Origin of the sequence: Pseudoxanthomonas suwonensis J47, assembly GCF_000513955.1 — a bacterium.
Taxonomy (GTDB): Bacteria; Pseudomonadota; Gammaproteobacteria; order Xanthomonadales; family Xanthomonadaceae; genus Pseudoxanthomonas; species Pseudoxanthomonas suwonensis_C.
Genome location: NZ_KI911331.1, coordinates 1 through 16455 on the forward strand (window position 1 = coordinate 1; position 16455 = coordinate 16455).

The window sequence follows — 16455 nt, forward strand, 5'->3', positions numbered from 1 at the left end:
GCAAGCAGCACATGGATGTGCTGCGCTCGCGCGTTGGAGCAGGACGCGGAACCGCGCGATGCGCCATACCCCCTTGGGGCGGCGGCCCCGTCCGGAGGCAGCGCGCTCGATGCTTTGCCTTTGCCTTTGCCTTTGGCCTTGCCTTTGCTTCTGCTGTGGGCAGGCTGGGCTGGATCGAGCTGGCTGGTCTGGGATTCGGCAAAGCCTGCCCCGAAGAGCCAGCCGCGATGCCCCCGCCTCAGATCCGGTACGCCACCAGCTTCATGAACTTCGAGGCCAGCGCCATCGCCTGCGGGATCGGCGGCGGCAGGACGCGGGCGCCGGCGTGTTCGGCGTTGTCGGCGTGGCGGGCCTCGTCCTCCTTCATCACCCGGATGATCTGGCGGCTGCGCTGGTCGGCGGCCGGCAGGGATTCCAGGTGCTCGTCGAGGTGGGCCTCGACCTGGCGCTCGGTCTCGACCACGAAGCCCAGGTTCCAGCCGTCGCCGCGCAGGCCGGCCAGCGAGCCGATCGCGTAGCTGCCCGCGTACCACAGTGGGTTGAACAGGCTCGGCCGGCTGTCCAGCTCGCGCAGGCGCTGCGCGCACCAGGCCAGGTGGTCGGTCTCCTCCTGCGCCGCCTCGAGCAGGTGCTCGCGCGTGGCCGGATCGCGGGCGACCGCGGCCTGGCCGAAGTACAGGCCCTGCGCGCAGACCTCGCCGACGTGGTTGATCCGCATCAGCCCGGCCGCATGGCGGCGGGCCGGGGCCGGAAGCACCGGATCGGCGGCGTCGGCCGGGCAGGGGCGGCTCGCCGACGGGTCGCCCAGGGTGGTTTCCAGGGCGCGTTGCGCCTCGACCAGGACGTGGTCCAGCGCGGACAGGTGGCGGACGGCGGCAGGCATGGCAGGGCTCCAAGGGCCGCCCGGGAAGTCGCCGGCGGCCTATGGATTGTCGGCCGCGCTGGTCCGGACTGCCAACCCGGGAGTGCCCGGGGCCCTCCTGCCGTGGGATACTCCCGGCCTGCCTCAGGCGTGGACTTGCACGCGAACCGCCCGCGGGCTATCATTCCGCTTCTTTGCGGCACCCTTCACAACGCGAGGCAAAGTTCCCGTCCGGGCAATCCGGGTCTGGAATCCGCCCGACCAACGACCCGAGTTCCCATGAAGACTTTCATCGCCAAGTCCGAGACCGTCCAGCGCGACTGGTATCTCGTCGACGCCTCCGGCAAGACCCTCGGCCGCCTGGCCGCCGAGCTTGCCCACCGCCTCCGCGGCAAGCACAAGCCGACCTACACCCCTCACGTTGACACCGGCGACTACCTCGTCGTGATCAATGCCGAGAAGATCGCGGTCACCGGCAAGAAGCTGCAGGACAAGATGTACCATCGCTTCACCGGCTACATCGGCAACCTGAAGAGCGAGACCCTGGCCCAGGCGCTGGAGCGCCACCCGGAGCGCGTGATCGAGATCGCGGTCAAGGGCATGCTGCCGAAGGGTCCGCTGGGCCGTGCGATGTACCGCAAGCTCAAGGTCTACTCCGGTTCCGAACACCCGCACGCGGCCCAGCAGCCGCAGCCGCTGGACATCTAAGGCACAACGATGGCTACCACTCAGAACTACGGCACCGGCCGTCGCAAGTCTTCCACCGCCCGCGTGTTCCTGCGCAAGGGTTCGGGCAACATCACCGTCAACGGCCGTCCGCTGGACGAGTTCTTCGGCCGTGAGACCGCGCGCATGATCGTGCGCCAGCCGCTCGAGCTGACCCAGTCGACCGACAAGTTCGACGTCGTCGTCACCGCCACCGGCGGCGGCACCACCGGCCAGGCCGGTGCGATCCGCCTGGGCATCGCCCGCGCGCTGGTCGAGTATGACGAGTCGCTGAAGTCCGACCTGCGCAAGGCCGGCTTCATGACCCGCGACGCCCGCGAGGTCGAGCGCAAGAAGGTCGGCCTGCACAAGGCCCGCCGCGCCACCCAGTTCTCCAAGCGCTGATGCGCCTGGTGGGTCGCCTCTGCGGAGGCGGCCCGGGGGAAACGGATATCCGTATCCGTTTCCTTCAGCGGATGGCGTGCAAACGTCTTCCGGTGGTTTTATAATCTGCAGCCTACAGCCCCGTCGCCAAGCGGTAAGGCACCTGACTCTGACTCAGGCATTCGGTGGTTCGAATCCATCCGGGGCTGCCATATTCGAAAAGCCCGGCCGAAAGGCCGGGCTTTTTCTTTGCCCCGGTTCTTGCGGCGGTGAAGGCGTGGCAAGCGTGACGTGCTTGGCATGTCTCTTGCGGCGCCTGTTCATATTCCGTCGCAAGCTGCCCAGATGTTCTTCTCCACCTCGCCCGGTGACTCCGGGGGCAACCGTTTCGTCCGCTTCACCTGCGCCATGCGCGTGCTGGGCACCTGGACCAGCCTGATGGGAGTGATGGCGTCGCTGCATGCGCAGGGCGCGAACGCGCTGTGGTGGCCGCTGGCGGCGCTGACGGGCATCGGCTGGCCGCTGGTGGCCTGGCGCATCTCGTCCAACAGCTCGCGGCCGGTGGAGGCGGAGTTCGGCAACCTGGTGATGGACTCGGTGGTCGCCGGGTTCTGGATCGCCATCATCCGCTTCGACCTGCTGCCGACGGTGCTGCTGGTGTCGGTGATGAGCATGGACCGCACCGTCGCCGGCGGCTGGCCGCTGGCGGGCCGTTCGCTGGCGGCGATGGTCGCGACCAGCCTGGTCACCGCGGCGCTGAACGGCTTCGCCTTCGAGCCGCGCACCCAGTTCAGCACCATGCTCTGGTGCATGCCGTTCCTGGTCCTGTACCTGCTGGCGATCGGCATCACCGCGCGCTCCTTCGCCGACAAGGTGCGGGCGCAGAAGCGCATGCTCGAGCAGGTGGTGCGGGTCGACGCCGAGACCGGCCTGGCCAGCCGCCAGCAGTGGCTGGCGCTGGTCGCCGAGCAGATGCGTCGCTTCCACCGCTACGGGGCGGTGTCCTCGCTGCTGATGATCGACGTCGACGAGTTCAAGCGGATCAACGACAGCCAGGGCCACCTGGCCGGCGACCAGGTCCTGCGCCGCGTCTCGGCCCTGCTGCACGAAGGCCTGCGCAGCACCGACGTGGCCGGCCGCTACGGCGGCGACGAGTTCGGCGTGCTGCTGCCGGGCACCCACCGCGAGGCCGCGCTGGAAGTGGCCGAGCGCCTGCGCCAGCGGGTGGCCGGGCAGGTCATGGCCGCAGGCGTGCCGGTGACGCTGAGCATCGGCGTGGCCGAACTGCGCGCCGGGATGAAGGACATCGAGGACTGGACCGGCGCGGCCGACGAGGCGCTGTACCGGGCCAAGGCCGCCGGCCGCAACCAGGTGTGCTTCGGCGAGGACGTGGTGCCCGCCCCCGTCGCAGGCTGACGCGCTGCGTCAGTCGCTCAGGCCCCGCGCGGGACGCAGCCCAGCGCCGCAAGCGCCCCGTGCAGGGCCGGTACCTGCATCAGCCATGGCGCCGCCAGGGTCAGCAGGCCGGCGCCGAGGACCACGCCGCCGAGCGCGAGCCGCCAGCGCGGTCGCTGCAGCCAGCCGTGCATGCGCGCGCCCGACCAGGTCAGCGGCACCATCATCGGCAGGGTGCCCAGGCCGAACGCCGCCATCACCGCGGCACCGCCGCCGGCGCTGGCCTGCAGCCAGGCCACGGTGAGCAGGCCCAGGCTCAGCCCGCACGGCATCCAGCCCCACAGCGCGCCCAGCGCGATCCGCCGCCATGGCGTGGTCGCCGGCAGCAGGTGCCGGTGCAGCGGCTGCAGCCAGCGCCAGGCGCGCACGCCGGGTTTCGCCAGCAGGTCCAGGCGGCCGCCGCGGTCGAGCAGGCGCAGGGCGACCAGCACCAGGGCCAGGCCGGCGGCCATGCGCAGGCCGGTGGCCAGTCCGTCGATGCGCAGCACGCGCAGCAGGCCGCCGCCGAAGCCGCCGGCGACGGCACCGGCGAGCACGTAGCCGCCGACGCGGCCGAGGTTGGCCTGCCAGGCCACGCGCAGCGGGCGGCCCGGGGCCATCGCCGGGAAGCTGGCGGCGATGCCGCCGCACATCACCGCGCAGTGCACCCCGCCGAGCAGGCCGGCGAGGGCGGCAGCCAGCAGCGTGGGCAGGTCGACCGGCATGTCAGGCGTCGGGCTCCGGTGGCGCGGGCGGCGCCGGCTTCGCCGGCGGGGCGGGGCGGTCGTCGTCCTCGAGGATGTCGAGCGCCGGGGTGTCGAGGTCGTCGAACTGGCCGCGCTTGACCGCCCAGACGAAGGCGGCCACGGCCACCCCGAGCAGCACCAGGCTCAGCGGGACCAGCATCAGCAGGATGTTCATGGCGTTGCCTCCGCCGTCGAGGGCGCGCCGGCGCGCGCGGCCGGCGCCGCGCTCCGCGCCAGGCGCAGCGCGTTGAGGGTGACCAGCAGCGAGGACGCGGCCATGCCCAGCGCGGCCAGCCACGGCGTCACCAGGCCGGCGGCGGCCAGCGGCAGGGCCAGCAGGTTGTAGGCGGTGGCCCAGGCCAGGTTCTGCCGGATCACGCGATGGGTGCGGCGGGCCAGCGACACGGCGGCGGGGATGCGCTCCAGGCCGCTGCCGGTGGTGACCAGGTCGGCGGCGCGGTGCGCCAGCGAGGCGCCTTCGCCGAGGGCGACGGAAACGTCGGCGCCGGCCAGCACCGGAGCGTCGTTGAGGCCGTCGCCGACCATCGCCACGATCCGGCCTTCGCCCTGCAGGCGCTTGACCAGGGCGAGCTTGTCCTCGGGCGACTGGCGGGCGTGGGCGTCGCCGATGCCGAGGGTCGCGGCCATGCGCCGCACCGCGGCCTCGCCGTCGCCGCTGGCCAGGTGCGGGCGCAGGCCGAGCGCGCGCAGCGAGTGCAGCGCGGCGGCCGCGTCGGCGCGCGGGCGCTCCTCGAGGGTGAAGCGGGCCATGGCTTGCTGGCCGTCGCCCAGCCACAGCGCGCCATCGTCCTCGCGGCCGGCGGCGAAGTCGGCGCGGCCGAGCCGCCAGCGGCGGCCTTCGACCTCGCCTTCGATGCCGCGGCCCGGTACCGCGGCGACCTGTGTCGCCGCCAGCGGCTGCGGGTCGCCGTCACGGGCGAAGGCGGCGGCCAGCGGATGCCCGCTGTCGCGCTCCAGCGCCGCAGCAATACGCAGGGCCTGCTCGCGATCGATGCCGAAGCTTTCCACCGCGGCCAGCGCGGGCCGGTGGTCGCTGAGCGTGCCGGTCTTGTCGAAGACGATGTCGGTGGCGCGCGCCAGCGTGTCCAGCGCGTCCGGTCGCAGCGCCAGCAGGCCGGTCTTCGCCAGCGCGCCATGCGCGGCCGCCAGCGCGGCCGGCACCGACAGCGACAGCGCGCAGGGGCAGCTGATCACCAGCAGGGCCAGGGTCACTTCCAGCGCGCGCGAGGGCTCGTGCTGCCACCACCAGGCGAACACCGCGATGGTCACCGGCAGCAGGCCGAGGACGAAGCGGCTGCCGATGCGGTCGGCGGTGCGCGCCAGCGCCGGGCGGTGTTCCTGCGCCTCTTCCACCAGCCGCGCCAGCTGCGAGATGCGGGTGGCAGGGCCGGTGCAGGACACCTGCAGCCGCGCCGGGCGTTCGCGGCAGACGGTGCCGGCATAGACCGGGTCGCCGGCGCGCTTGTGCACCGGCTTCGACTCGCCGGTCAGCAGCGCTTCCTCGAACCAGGCCTCGTCGTCGAGCAGGACGCCGTCGGCCGGCACCGCGTCGCCGGCGGAAACGCGGGCCACGTCGCCGGCCTGCAGCGAGGCCAGCGGCACGGTTTCGCGGCTGCCGTCGGCCAGCTCGCGGGTGGCGAACGCCGGCCGCGCGCGCGCCAGCGCGTCGACCTGGGCGCTGGCCACGGCGCGCGCGCGCTGCTCGAGCATGCGCGCGGCCAGCAGCAGGAACACGAACATCACCGCCGCGTCGTACCAGACGTGGACGCCGCCGCGGATGGTCTCGAACAGGCTGGCGAAATACGCCAGCAGGGTGGAGCCGGCGATCAGCACGTCCATGCCGAGGCGGCGGCCGCGCAGTTCGCGCCACGCGCCGGCCAGGAACGGCCAGCCGGAATAGAACACCACCGGCGTGCACAGCAGGAAGGTCAGCCAGCGGAAGAAGTCGCGGGTGGCCGCCGGCATGGTGCTGTTGAAGTCCAGGTACAGCGCCTCGGCGAACATCATCGCCTGCAGCGTGCCCAGCCCGGCGATGCCCAGGCGCAGCAGCCAACGCCGGCGTTCGCGGGTGCGCTCGCGTTCCATCGCCTCGCTGCCGGCCAGGTAGGGCCGGTAACCGAGCATGGCCAGGCGCCGCAACGGCGCCGACAGCGCGGTGCGCGCCGGATCCCAGGCGATGCGGATGCGGCCGGTGACGGCGTTGGCGCCGCAGTCGAGCACGCCCGGCTCGCGGCGCAGGGCGCGGTCGATCAGCCACGCACATGCGGCGCAGCGCATGCCGTCGGTGAGCAGGGTGATCTCGCGGCCACCCTCGACCGGGCGGCTGTGTTCGGCCTGGACGTCGGCGCGGTCCCACACCGCCAGGTCGGGCAGGTCGTCGCCGACCCGGGTGCCGCCGGCGCTGCGCAGGCGGTAGTAGCCGTCGAGGTCGGCGCCGGCGATCCATTCGGCGGCGGCGGCGCAGCCGTCGCAGCAGAACGGGCGCGGCTGGCCCTCGAATTCGCGCACCACCGGGCGGGCGGACAGCACCTCGCCGCAGTGGTGGCAGGTGCCGCTGGCCACCGGCGCGTCGTGCATGGCCAGTTCCGCCGGCATCGCGGTCAGCCGCCTCCGCCGATCAGCGGCGCCAGGCGCGCGGCGTGCTGCTGGCGGATGAGCCGCCCGTGCAGGCGCCAGCTGCCGTCGGCGGCGTGCAGCTGCACTACCCAGTCGTGGCCGGGATCCACCGGCTGCTCCAGGCGCCAGCCCGGGCCTTCCGGCGCCAGTTCCAGCTGGATGTCCTCGGCCTTGCGGGTCGGGTGCTGCAGGAACAGCTGCAGCGGCTGGTCGCGCGGGAACTCGCCGGTCGCCGGCAGCACCTCGACGATGCCGTCCTCGACGCGCAGCACCGCGCTGAGGCCGAGCTTCTTCGCCTTGGCGTCGGGGCTGAGGTCGGTGGTCTGGATCTGCGCCACGCGACGCACCGGGTCGTTGACCGTATCGGCGCCGCCGGAACGGGTGGCGATCACCACCAGGCCGACGCCGGCGACGATCGACAGCAGCGGCAGCCCGATCACCAGCCACAGGGCCGCGTTGCGCCAGCCGGGTTGCCCGGCTTCGGGAGGAGGGGTCTGTTCGGGACGGTTCATGGGCTGGGTCCGAAGAAGCTGCTGTTGACGACGCGGCGATCGCGGCCGTCCTCGCTCTCGACGACGAAACGGATCTCGCGGCGGCCGCCGGTGCCTTCCTCGGCGGTGACGGTCAGCGCGACCGGCAGCACCTGCTCGGGACCGGCCTCGACCACCACCGGGCCGGGCAGGGACAGGCCGGCGTCCGCCGGTTCGAGGGTGATGCGGAAGCTGCGGGTTTCCTGGCTCTTGTTGATCAGCTTGAGGGTGTAGTCGTTGGCCACGCCGGCGGCGGTCTCGCGGTACAGCGCGTTGCGGTCGCGCAGGACCTCGGCGATCAGCTCGCTGCGGTGGGCCACGCCCCACGCCCAGGCGCCGCACAGCGCCAGCAGCAGGAAGCCGTAGACGAAGATGCGCGGGCGCAGGACGCGGGTCGGCTTGCCGTCGATCGCGTTCTGCGTCGCGTAGCGGATCAGGCCGCGCGGATAACCCATCTTGCCCATGACCTCGTCGCAGGCGTCGATGCAGGCGCCGCAGGCGATGCACTCGTACTGCAGGCCGTTGCGGATGTCGATGCCGGTCGGGCAGACCTGCACGCAGATCGTGCAGTCGATGCAGTCGCCCAGCTCCTCGTAGGAGAACTTCGGCAGCGGCTCGGGCTTGTCGCCGACGCCGCCGAGGGTGATGGTGCCGTGCGCCTGCAGCCGGTTGTCGGCGGCGGTCGGGTGCGCGCTGGCGCGGAACACGTAGTCGTACGCGGTCTTCGGGTCGAGCAGGCCGCGGGCGCGCTCGAGCACGCTGCCGAGGCCGCGCTTGCGCGGGCCGCGCGGCTCGCCGCGCATCGGGTCGTAGGCGATCAGCAGGGTGTTGCGGTCGAACATCGCGCTCTGGAAGCGCGCGTACGGGCACATGTACTTGCACACCTGCTCGCGCAGGAAGCCGGCGTTGCCCCAGGTGGCGAAGGCGTAGAAGAACACCCAGAAGGTCTCCCACCCGCCCCATTCGAACGGCACGATGCGCGAGGCCAGGTCGGTGATCGGGGTGAAGAAGCCGACGAAGGTGAAGCCGGTCCACAGCGCGAACACCGCCCACAGGAAGTGCTTGGCGCCCTTGCGCAGGATCTTCTCCCGGCCCCAGGGCGCGGCGTCCAGCTTCATCCGCCTGGAGCGGTCGCCCTCGGTCCAGCGCTCCATCCACAGGAACACTTCGGTCCACACCGTCTGCGGGCAGGCGTAGCCGCACCACAGGCGTCCGGCCAAGGCGGTGAAGAAGAACAGCGACAGCGCGGCGATGATCAGCAGCAGCGCCAGGAACAGGAAGTCCTGCGGCCAGAAGGCCAGGCCGAACACGTAGAACTTGCGCGCCGGCAGGTCGAACAGCACCGCCTGGCGGCCGTCCCAGCGCAGCCACGGGAACACGTAGAACATGCCCAGCAGCCAGACCACCGCGGCCACGCGCAGGCGGTTGAAGCGGCCGGACACGTCGCGCGGATAGATCTTGCGCTCGCTGACGTAGAAGGAGTTGCCCTGGTCGTCGACCACGTCCAGGGGAATGCGTTTGCTCATGGCTGCCGTCCTGGCGTCGGCGCGCCGGCGCGAGGCGTCGACGGACCGGTAGGGATGGGGTGGCTTGCGTTCATGTCTGGGGATTGGCCGCGCGCGCGACCTGGAAGCCGGATTCCGGCTTCCATACCCGACCAGTATCCGCAAACCGGGGGGGTGCGCCAGACGACAAATTGTCGCAGTCCGGCGTCCGCCCGGGCGGTCAGTCCGGCGGCAGGGCGCGATTGAAGCGGCTGGAGGGTCTCAGCAGGATCCAGGTGAACAGGCTCGACGAGGCGGTCGCGACCCAGAAAACGAAGAAGCCCAGCGTGTAGCCGAGCTCCCGGGTCAACTTCAGGTCTGGAAACGTCAGGTCCCGCAGCGCCAGCGGGTCGACGAAGGCGAAGAACACCATCGTCGCCACGCCGGCGGCGAAGAAGCTCGGCCAGGCTATGGCCCCCACGCGCTGCGCGAGCGGACGTGGGGGGTGGTCAAAGCGCGGCTCGCTGAAGTCGGTCACTGAGTTCCCTGCTGGCTCCCTTTCCCGGCTCCATTTGACAGCGACCAGACGTAGGCTGCAACCAGGCGGGCACGGGTCTCGCCGAGGAGCTCGCGGTGGGCAGGCATGCTGCCGTGGCGGCCCTGGGTGATCGTGCGGTGCAGGCTCTCGCGGCTGTTGCCGTACAGCCAGTAGTCGTCGGTCAGGTCGGGCGCACCGAGGTCCTGGTTGCCCTTGCCGTCGACGCCGTGGCAGGCGGCGCACACGCCCTCGTACAGCTTCCTGCCCTGGGCGGCCATGAAGTTGTTCTGCATGGCCGCCGGATCGGACAGGGTGCGGACGTAGGCGATGGTGTAGTCCACCGCTTCCGGGCCGCCCATGCCGGTCAGGACCGTGCCCCACTCGGGCATGATGCCTTCACGGCCGTCCAGCACGGTCTCGAGGATGCGGTCCGGGGAACCGCCCCAGTGCCAGATGTCGTCGGTCAGGTTCGGGTAGCCGACGGCGCCCTGGCCGGCCGAGCCGTGGCAGGTGGCGCAGGTGTTGCTGAAGATCGAGCGGCCCAGGGCCAGCGCCTTCGGGTCGCGGGCCAGCGCGTCGATCGCCTGGCCGGCGAACGGCGCGAAGGTCTTCTCCAGCTTGGCGTCTTCCACCGCCTTCTCGGCCGCGTACTCCTGCTTCGAGCTCCAGCCGCTGTAGCCGCCGATGCCGCCCAGGCCGCCGAACCAGAAGAAGTAGCCGACGCCGAAGACGATGGTCAGGTAGAACAGGTTGATCCACCACTTCGGCAGCGGCTTGTTGTACTCGGTGATGTCGCCGTCCCACACGTGGGAGGTGTCTTCCGGCTTCGGGTCGCCGGGACGACGGCGCGAGGTCCACCACAGCAGCCACACGTAGCCGACGATGTTGATGGCCACCAGGGCGATGACGTACCAGGTCCAACCACTTTTCATGCCACGTTCCCCCTGTCCTCAACGGCTTCGCCATCGTCGAGCGGCAGCAGTGCCGCTTCGTCGAACGCCTTCCTGCGCTTCGGGCTCCAGGCCCAGATCCAGCTGCCGATGAACAGCACCAGCAGCGCCGCGGTCGAGATTCCACCGATCATTGCTGGCCTCCCCGCGGGGCGTGCTTGCCCAGCGCCTGCAGGTAGGCGACCACCGCGTCGAGTTCGGTCTTGCCTTCGACCTCGGCCGGGGCCTGCGCGATCTGCTCGTCGGTGTACGGGTCGCCGAGGGCCTTGAGCGCGGACATGCGCCTGGCCACGGTGGCGCCGTCGACCTGGTTCTTCTCCAGCCACGGGAAGGCCGGCATGTTCGACTCCGGCACCACGTCGCGCGGGTTGTTCAGGTGCACGCGGTGCCAGTCGTCGGAATAGCGGCCGCCGACGCGGGCCAGGTCGGGACCGGTGCGCTTGGAGCCCCACTGGAAGGGACGGTCGTAGACCGATTCGCCGGCCAGCGAGTAGTGGCCGTAGCGCTCGGTCTCGAAGCGCAGGGTGCGGACCATCTGCGAGTGGCAGTTGTAGCAGCCTTCGCGGATGTAGACGTCGCGGCCGGCCAGCTGCAGGGCGGGATACGGCTCCACGCCCTCCAGCGGCTCGATCGCCTCGGCCTGGAACATCAGCGGCACGATCTGGGCGAGGCCGCCGAAGGAGATGGCGACCGCGATCAGCACGGCCATCAGGCCGACGTTCTTCTCGACTTTCTCGTGGGGATTCTGGTTGTGTTCGCTCATGGTTATGCCTCAGGCGCGCGCTTGGGAGGCGTCGACCGGCAGCACCGGCTGCGGCGCGATCGCGGGGGCGGCGCGGTAGGTACGCACCAGGTTCCAGGCCATCACGCCCATGCCCGCCAGGACCAGGACGCCACCCAGCAGGCGGATCAGGTAGTACGGATAGGTCGCGTTGAGCGCCTCGGCGAAGCTGTAGGTCAGCGTGCCGTCGTCGTTGGTGGCGCGCCACATCAGGCCCTGCATCACGCCGGCGATCCACATCGAGGCGATGTAGAACACCACGCCCAGGGTGTGCATCCAGAAGTGCACGTCGATCGCCTTGACCGAGTACATCTGCTCGCGGCCCAGCAGCTTGGGCATCAGCGAGTAGACCGCGCCGATCGAGATCATCGCCACCCAGCCCAGCGCGCCGGCGTGGACGTGGCCCACGGTCCAGTCGGTGTAGTGGGACAGCGAGTTCACCGTCTTGATCGACATCATCGGGCCTTCGAAGGTCGCGATCATGTAGAAGGAGACGGCCACGATCAGGAACTTCAGGATCGGGTCGGTGCGCAGCTTGTACCAGACGCCCGACAGGGTCATCACGCCGTTGATGGCGCCGCCCCAGGACGGGGCCAGCAGGATCAGCGAGAAGACCATGCCCAGCGACTGCGCCCAGTCGGGCAGCGCGGTGTACAGCAGGTGGTGCGGGCCGGCCCACATGTACACGGCGATCAGCGCCCAGAAGTGCACGATCGACAGGCGGTAGGAGTAGATCGGGCGGCCGGCCTGCTTCGGCACGAAGTAGTACATCATGCCGAGGAAGCCCGCGGTCAGGAAGAAGCCCACCGCGTTGTGGCCGTACCACCACTGCACCATCGCGTCGACGGCGCCGCTGTAGACCGGGTAGGAATGCAGCAGGTCGGACGGGATGGCGATGTTGTTGACGATGTGCAGCAGCGCCACCGCCAGGATGAACGCGGCGTAGAACCAGTTCGCCACGTAGATGTGCTTGACCCGGCGCTTGGCGATCGTGCCGATGAAGAGGACCGCGTAGGCGACCCAGACCACGGCGATCAGGATGTCGATCGGCCAGATCAGCTCGGCGTACTCCTTGCCCTGGGTCAGGCCGAGCGGCAGGGTGATGGCCGCCAGCACGATGATCAGCTGCCAGCCCCAGAACACGAAGGCCGCCAGGCCGTCCGAGATCAGCCGCACGTGGCAGGTTCGCTGCACCACGTGGAGGCTGGTCGCGAACAGCGCGCTGCCGCCGAACGCGAAGATCACCGCGTTGGTATGCAGCGGCCGCAGCCGGCCGTAGCTGAGCCAGGGCAGATCGAAATTCAGCGCCGGCCAGTAAAGCTGGGCGGCGATGATCACGCCCACCAGCATGCCCACGATGCCCCAGACCACGGTCATGACCGCGAACTGGCGCACCACCTTGTCGTTGTAAGTCCCCTGCACGCTTTGCATGCGGTCCGTCCCTCAGTATGAACGGGGGCGATGATCCCCCTGTGCGGAAGCCCGGGCATTGATCGGGATCAATGCCTGGAAGAGCTCGTGGGGGTACCCATGTAGGGGCCAATGCATTCAGGGCCGGCGGAAACCTCCGCCAGCCCCTCCAGCCCCGCCACCGGGTATTCCCGGCCGGGAGCATAGGCCTTCGCGGGCTGCCTGTGACCTTGTCAGATTGTCCCGGGGTACGGCTCCGGCGGGCCACCCTGTATCGTTCAGAGGCAATGACAGCAAGGATTTGCGCCGGATGAGCATCTACGCCCTGGAGTCGGTCTTCCGCCCCAAGTCGGTGGCGGTGGTCGGGGCCAGCCCCCGCGACCGCTCGGTCGGCCGGGCCGTGGTCAGGAACCTGCGCGAAGCCGGTTTCGCCGGCCAGGTCGGGCTGGTCAACCCCAAGTACCGGCAGATCGACGGCATGCCTGCGGTGGCGCGGCTGTCCGACCTGCCGTTCAAGCCCGAACTGGTGGTGGTCTCGACCCCGGCCCTGACCGTGCCCGGGGTGATCGCCGAGGCGGTGCGGGTCGGGGCGAAGGCCGCGGTGGTGGTCAGCGCCGGCCTGGGCCAGGGCCCCGGCTCGCTGCTGGAACGCCTGCGCGACGAGGCCCGCCCGCACGGCCTGCGCATCGTCGGGCCCAACTGCCTGGGGGTGATGTCGCCGCATGCCGGACTCAACGTCAGTTTCGGCGCGCGCAGTCCACTGCCCGGCGACCTGGCCCTGGTCTCGCAGTCCGGTGCGATCGCCGCCGGCCTGGTGGAGTGGGGCGCGGCCCGTTCGATCGGCTTCTCCGCCGTGGTCTCGCTGGGCGATGCCCTCGACGTGGACTTCGGCGACCTGCTCGACTGGTTCGCCCAGGACGTGAAGACCCGGGCGATCCTGCTCTACATCGAATCGGTGCGCGACGCGCGCAAGTTCATGTCCGCCGCGCGCGCCGCGGCCCGCGCCAAGCCCGTGGTGGTGGTCAAGTCCGGCCGCCACGAACAGGGCGCGAAGGCCGCGGCCACCCATACCGGCGCCCTGGCCGGTTCGGACGCGGTCTACGACGCCGCCTTCCGCCGCGCCGGCCTGTTGCGGGTGCATGCGCTGGACGAGCTGTTCGCCGCCGCCGAGACCCTCGGCCACCTGCGCAGCGCGCCCGGCCGCCGGCTGGGCATCCTCACCAACGGCGGCGGCATCGGCGTGCTCGCCGTGGACCGCCTGGTCGACCTGGGCGGCACCCTGGCCGCGCTGGACCCGGCCACGGTGGAGCGGCTCGACAGGGTGCTGCCGCCGACCTGGTCGCATGCCAACCCGGTGGACATCGTCGGCGACGCCGACGCGGCCCGCTACACCGCCGCGCTGGAAGCCATGCTCGCGGACCCGGGCAACGACGCGGTGCTGGTGATGAACGTGCCCACCGCGCTGTCCTCCTCGGAGGAAGCGGCGAAGGCGGTGGCCGGGGTGCTGGGCAAGCGCCCGCATTCGTCCAAGCCGGTACTGGGCGTGTGGCTGGGCGACCAGCCGCAGGCGCTGGCCACCCTCGGCGCCGCCGGCGTGCCCATGTACGGCACCGAGGCCGACGCGGTACGCGGCTTCATGTACCTGGTCCGCCACCGCGAGGCGCAGCAGGCGCTGATGGAGACCCCGCCGAGCCTGCCGGAGGACTTCGTGGTCGATACCGCCGCCGCGCAGGCGGTGGTCGCCCGGGCGCTGGACGAAGGCCGGCGCTGGCTGGACCCGCTGGAGGTCACCGCGCTGCTGGAGGCCTACGGCATCCCGACCACCCGCGCGGTGCTGGCCGCCGACCCGGACGCGGCGGTCGCCGCGGCGGCACCGCTGCTGGCGCAGGGCCTGCCGGTGGCGCTGAAGATCCTGTCGCCGGACATCATCCACAAGTCCGACGTCGGCGGGGTGCGCCTGAACCTGGCCAGCGAGGCCGCGGTGCGCGAGGCCGCGGCCGGCATCCTCGAGCGCGCGCGCCAGGCGCGCCCGGACGCGCGCATCGACGGCGTGATCGTGCAGCCGATGATCACCAGGCCCAAGGCCCGCGAGCTCATCGTCGGTCTCGCCGACGACCCGACCTTCGGCCCGGTGGTGGTGTTCGGCCGCGGCGGCACCGCGGTGGAGGTCATCGACGACAAGGCGCTGGCGCTGCCGCCGCTGGACCTGCGCCTGGCCCATGAACTGATCGGCCGCACCCGCGTCTCGCGCATCCTCAAGGCCTACCGCGACGTGCCGGCCGCCGACGAGCGCGCGGTGGCGCTGGTGCTGGTCAAGCTGGCGCAGCTGGCCGCCGACATCCCGCAGGTGCGCGAGCTGGACATCAACCCGCTGCTGGCCGACCGCGACGGGGTGATCGCGGTGGACGCGCGCGTGGCGATCGCGCCGTGGGAGGGCCCGGTGCAGAAGGGCCCGTGGCATTCGCGCTTCGTCGTGCGCCCGTATCCGAAGGAATGGGAGCGCATGGAGCAGCTCCCGCACGGCCGGCGCATGTTCGTGCGCCCGGTGCGGCCGGAGGACGAGGAGCTGTTCCGCGAGTTCTTCTCCAGGGTCACCGAGGAGGACCTGCGCCTGCGCTTCTTCTCGGCGGTGCGCCACTTCAGCCACGAGTTCATCGCGCGCCTGACCCAGATGGACTACGCGCGCTCGATCGCGCTGGTGGCGCTGGATCCGGACAGCGGCGAGATGCTCGGCGCGGTGCGCCTGCTCGCCGACGCCAACTACGAGCGCGGCGAGTACGGGATCCTGGTGCGCTCGGACCTCAAGGGCCACGGCATCGGCTGGCGGCTGATGGAGATCATGATCGAGTGGGCCGGCAGCATCGGCCTGAAGACGGTCGAAGGCCAGGTCCTGCGCGAGAACGTGACCATGCTGGCCATGTGCCAGCACCTGGGTTTCAGGATCACCCCGGACCGCGACGACCTGACCATGACCGACGTGGTCCTGGACGTGGCCACCGCCATGGCCGCGCGCGCCGGCCGCGAGGGCAGCCCCGCGTAGCCGCGTCCTTCACGCGCGCCGCCTATCGTTGTCCGGCAACGGAAAGGAGGCGCGCGTGGAAGCCACGCTGGATGTCATCGTCATCGGCGGCGGCCCGGCCGGGCTGACCGCCGCGATCTACCTGGGGCGGCTGCACCGCGCCTGCACGGTGCTGGATGCCGGCCGCAGCCGCGCGCGCTGGATCCCGGAAAGCAACAACTGCCCGGGCTTCCCGCAGGGGATTTCCGGCGACGCGCTGCTGGCGCGCCTGCGCGAGCAGGCCGGGTCGTTCGGGGCGGAGTCCGGGGCGGCGACGGTCGCCTCGCTCGAGCGCGACGCCGACGGCCGCTTCACCGTCGCCAGCGACGACGGCCGGCGCTGGCGCGCGAGCGCGGTGATGCTGGCCACCGGCCTGGCCGACCACCTGCCGGAACTGGACGGGGTGGAGGACGCGGTCGCCTGCGGCGCGCTGCGGCTGTGCCCGGTGTGCGATGCCTACGAGGCCAGCGACAGCGCCATCGGCATCCACGGCCCGTGGGAGGCCGTGGCCTCGCACGCACGCTTCCTGCGCGGCTACACCGCGAACCTCACCCTGCTGCCGACCGACGCGGCCGGCGATGTCGCGGACCTGGAGGGCGTGGACGCGCGGATCCTGCCGGCGGGCGGCGAGCTGCGCTTCGACGGCGAACGCTGCGGCTACGCCATCGACGGCGACACCCACTGGTTCGACACCGTGTATCCGTTCCTGGGCTGCAGCACAAGCGCGGGGCTGGCGCGCCAGGCCGGCGTGGCGCTGACGGAGAGCGGCGAGATCCCGGTCGACGGCCACCAGCAGGCCGGCGGCGTGCCCGGGCTCTATGCGATCGGCGACGTGGTCAGCGGCCTCAACCAGATCTCGGTGGCGGTGGGGCAGGCCGCGATCGCGGCGCTGCACGCGCACGGCCGGCTGCCGTTCGTACCGCGCCGCGGCTGAGC

The 16455-nt window shown here is 71.4% G+C and carries 16 protein-coding genes and 1 tRNA gene; 6 read left to right on the forward strand and 11 right to left on the reverse strand.

All coding sequences use genetic code 11. The annotated features are described in order from the left end of the window. Positions 1 to 238: 238 nt before the first annotated feature. Positions 239 to 883, reverse strand: coding sequence for a 2-polyprenyl-3-methyl-6-methoxy-1,4-benzoquinone monooxygenase (gene coq7 / locus M503_RS0113455; protein WP_028918813.1), 645 nt, complete (start codon positions 881 to 883; stop codon positions 239 to 241). A 258-nt stretch (positions 884 to 1141) separates the two neighbouring features. On the opposite strand from coq7, the gene rplM reads away from it, so the two are divergent. The 4 genes from rplM to M503_RS16555 all read left to right on the forward strand — a co-directional run bounded on the left by rplM (position 1142) and on the right by M503_RS16555 (position 3367). Further along, the gene (gene rplM, locus M503_RS0113460; RefSeq protein WP_024867474.1) at positions 1142 to 1570 is read left to right on the forward strand and encodes a 50S ribosomal protein L13; all 429 of its coding nucleotides are present in this window, start codon (positions 1142 to 1144) and stop codon (positions 1568 to 1570) included. A 9-nt stretch (positions 1571 to 1579) separates the two neighbouring features. After that, entirely contained in the window at positions 1580 to 1972 is a 393-nt protein-coding gene (rpsI, locus tag M503_RS0113465) for a 30S ribosomal protein S9 (RefSeq protein WP_024867475.1), read from the forward strand. A 116-nt stretch (positions 1973 to 2088) separates the two neighbouring features. Further along, positions 2089 to 2163 (forward strand) — tRNA-Gln (locus M503_RS0113470). A 133-nt stretch (positions 2164 to 2296) separates the two neighbouring features. Then, on the forward strand, positions 2297 to 3367 hold the full coding sequence (locus M503_RS16555; protein WP_155952075.1) for a sensor domain-containing diguanylate cyclase: 1071 nt from the start codon (positions 2297 to 2299) through the stop codon (positions 3365 to 3367). Between the two features lie 17 nt (positions 3368 to 3384). Here M503_RS16555 and M503_RS0113480 read toward each other — a convergent pair whose 3' ends face one another. From M503_RS0113480 to ccoN, 10 genes are all read right to left on the reverse strand, one after another. Then, positions 3385 to 4110, reverse strand: a complete 726-nt coding sequence (locus M503_RS0113480) for a sulfite exporter TauE/SafE family protein (RefSeq protein WP_024867477.1) — start codon at positions 4108 to 4110, stop codon at positions 3385 to 3387. A gap of 1 nt (position 4111) precedes the next feature. Next, positions 4112 to 4306: a cbb3-type cytochrome oxidase assembly protein CcoS gene (gene ccoS / locus M503_RS0113485; protein WP_028918811.1), complete on the reverse strand. Its 195-nt coding sequence runs from the start codon at positions 4304 to 4306 to the stop codon at positions 4112 to 4114. After that, positions 4303 to 6729: a heavy metal translocating P-type ATPase gene (locus M503_RS0113490; protein ID WP_231472378.1), complete on the reverse strand. Its 2427-nt coding sequence runs from the start codon at positions 6727 to 6729 to the stop codon at positions 4303 to 4305. The genes ccoS and M503_RS0113490 overlap by 4 nt, the downstream gene beginning before the upstream one ends. Before the next feature lie 23 nt (positions 6730 to 6752). Next, positions 6753 to 7280: a FixH family protein gene (locus M503_RS0113495; protein ID WP_028918809.1), complete on the reverse strand. Its 528-nt coding sequence runs from the start codon at positions 7278 to 7280 to the stop codon at positions 6753 to 6755. After that, positions 7277 to 8824 (reverse strand): 4Fe-4S dicluster domain-containing protein, encoded by a 1548-nt coding sequence (locus tag M503_RS0113500; protein ID WP_028918808.1) that lies wholly within the window; start codon positions 8822 to 8824, stop codon positions 7277 to 7279. The genes M503_RS0113495 and M503_RS0113500 overlap by 4 nt, the downstream gene beginning before the upstream one ends. Before the next feature lie 199 nt (positions 8825 to 9023). Beyond that, positions 9024 to 9320 carry a hypothetical protein gene (locus tag M503_RS0113505; protein ID WP_024867482.1) on the reverse strand — a complete coding sequence of 99 codons (297 nt, stop codon included), beginning with the start codon at positions 9318 to 9320 and terminating at the stop codon, positions 9024 to 9026. Beyond that, positions 9317 to 10252, reverse strand: coding sequence for a cytochrome-c oxidase, cbb3-type subunit III (gene ccoP / locus M503_RS0113510; protein WP_028918807.1), 936 nt, complete (start codon positions 10250 to 10252; stop codon positions 9317 to 9319). Before ccoP ends, M503_RS0113505 begins: the two co-directional genes overlap by 4 nt. Then, positions 10249 to 10404, reverse strand: coding sequence for a cbb3-type cytochrome oxidase subunit 3 (locus tag M503_RS17210; RefSeq protein ID WP_081721055.1), 156 nt, complete (start codon positions 10402 to 10404; stop codon positions 10249 to 10251). The genes ccoP and M503_RS17210 overlap by 4 nt, the downstream gene beginning before the upstream one ends. Next, positions 10401 to 11033, reverse strand: coding sequence for a cytochrome-c oxidase, cbb3-type subunit II (gene ccoO / locus M503_RS0113520; RefSeq protein ID WP_028918806.1), 633 nt, complete (start codon positions 11031 to 11033; stop codon positions 10401 to 10403). The genes M503_RS17210 and ccoO overlap by 4 nt, the downstream gene beginning before the upstream one ends. A 9-nt stretch (positions 11034 to 11042) precedes the next feature. After that, positions 11043 to 12482, reverse strand: a complete 1440-nt coding sequence (gene ccoN / locus M503_RS0113525) for a cytochrome-c oxidase, cbb3-type subunit I (protein ID WP_028918805.1) — start codon at positions 12480 to 12482, stop codon at positions 11043 to 11045. A gap of 289 nt (positions 12483 to 12771) precedes the next feature. Between ccoN and M503_RS0113530 the strand changes: the two genes are divergently transcribed. Together M503_RS0113530 and M503_RS0113535 are read left to right on the forward strand one after the other, a co-directional pair. Then, the gene (locus tag M503_RS0113530; protein ID WP_028918804.1) at positions 12772 to 15501 is read left to right on the forward strand and encodes a bifunctional acetate--CoA ligase family protein/GNAT family N-acetyltransferase; all 2730 of its coding nucleotides are present in this window, start codon (positions 12772 to 12774) and stop codon (positions 15499 to 15501) included. Between the two features lie 55 nt (positions 15502 to 15556). After that, positions 15557 to 16453 carry an NAD(P)/FAD-dependent oxidoreductase gene (locus M503_RS0113535; protein ID WP_037061492.1) on the forward strand — a complete coding sequence of 299 codons (897 nt, stop codon included), beginning with the start codon at positions 15557 to 15559 and terminating at the stop codon, positions 16451 to 16453. Positions 16454 to 16455 lie beyond the last annotated feature (2 nt).

What these genes read in the sequence shown, in the direction of transcription:
- coq7 (WP_028918813.1), bottom strand. Translation starts at nt 883, where the DNA reads ATGCCTGCCGCCGTCCGCCACCTGTCCGCGCTGGACCACGTCCTGGTC.
- rplM (WP_024867474.1), top strand. Translation starts at nt 1,142, where the DNA reads ATGAAGACTTTCATCGCCAAGTCCGAGACCGTCCAGCGCGACTGGTAT.
- rpsI (WP_024867475.1), top strand. Translation starts at nt 1,580, where the DNA reads ATGGCTACCACTCAGAACTACGGCACCGGCCGTCGCAAGTCTTCCACC.
- M503_RS16555 (WP_155952075.1), top strand. Translation starts at nt 2,297, where the DNA reads ATGTTCTTCTCCACCTCGCCCGGTGACTCCGGGGGCAACCGTTTCGTC.
- M503_RS0113480 (WP_024867477.1), bottom strand. Translation starts at nt 4,110, where the DNA reads ATGCCGGTCGACCTGCCCACGCTGCTGGCTGCCGCCCTCGCCGGCCTG.
- ccoS (WP_028918811.1), bottom strand. Translation starts at nt 4,306, where the DNA reads ATGAACATCCTGCTGATGCTGGTCCCGCTGAGCCTGGTGCTGCTCGGG.
- M503_RS0113490 (WP_231472378.1), bottom strand. Translation starts at nt 6,729, where the DNA reads ATGCACGACGCGCCGGTGGCCAGCGGCACCTGCCACCACTGCGGCGAG.
- M503_RS0113495 (WP_028918809.1), bottom strand. Translation starts at nt 7,280, where the DNA reads ATGAACCGTCCCGAACAGACCCCTCCTCCCGAAGCCGGGCAACCCGGC.
- M503_RS0113500 (WP_028918808.1), bottom strand. Translation starts at nt 8,824, where the DNA reads ATGAGCAAACGCATTCCCCTGGACGTGGTCGACGACCAGGGCAACTCC.
- ccoP (WP_028918807.1), bottom strand. Translation starts at nt 10,252, where the DNA reads ATGAAAAGTGGTTGGACCTGGTACGTCATCGCCCTGGTGGCCATCAAC.
- M503_RS17210 (WP_081721055.1), bottom strand. Translation starts at nt 10,404, where the DNA reads ATGATCGGTGGAATCTCGACCGCGGCGCTGCTGGTGCTGTTCATCGGC.
- ccoO (WP_028918806.1), bottom strand. Translation starts at nt 11,033, where the DNA reads ATGAGCGAACACAACCAGAATCCCCACGAGAAAGTCGAGAAGAACGTC.
- ccoN (WP_028918805.1), bottom strand. Translation starts at nt 12,482, where the DNA reads ATGCAAAGCGTGCAGGGGACTTACAACGACAAGGTGGTGCGCCAGTTC.
- M503_RS0113530 (WP_028918804.1), top strand. Translation starts at nt 12,772, where the DNA reads ATGAGCATCTACGCCCTGGAGTCGGTCTTCCGCCCCAAGTCGGTGGCG.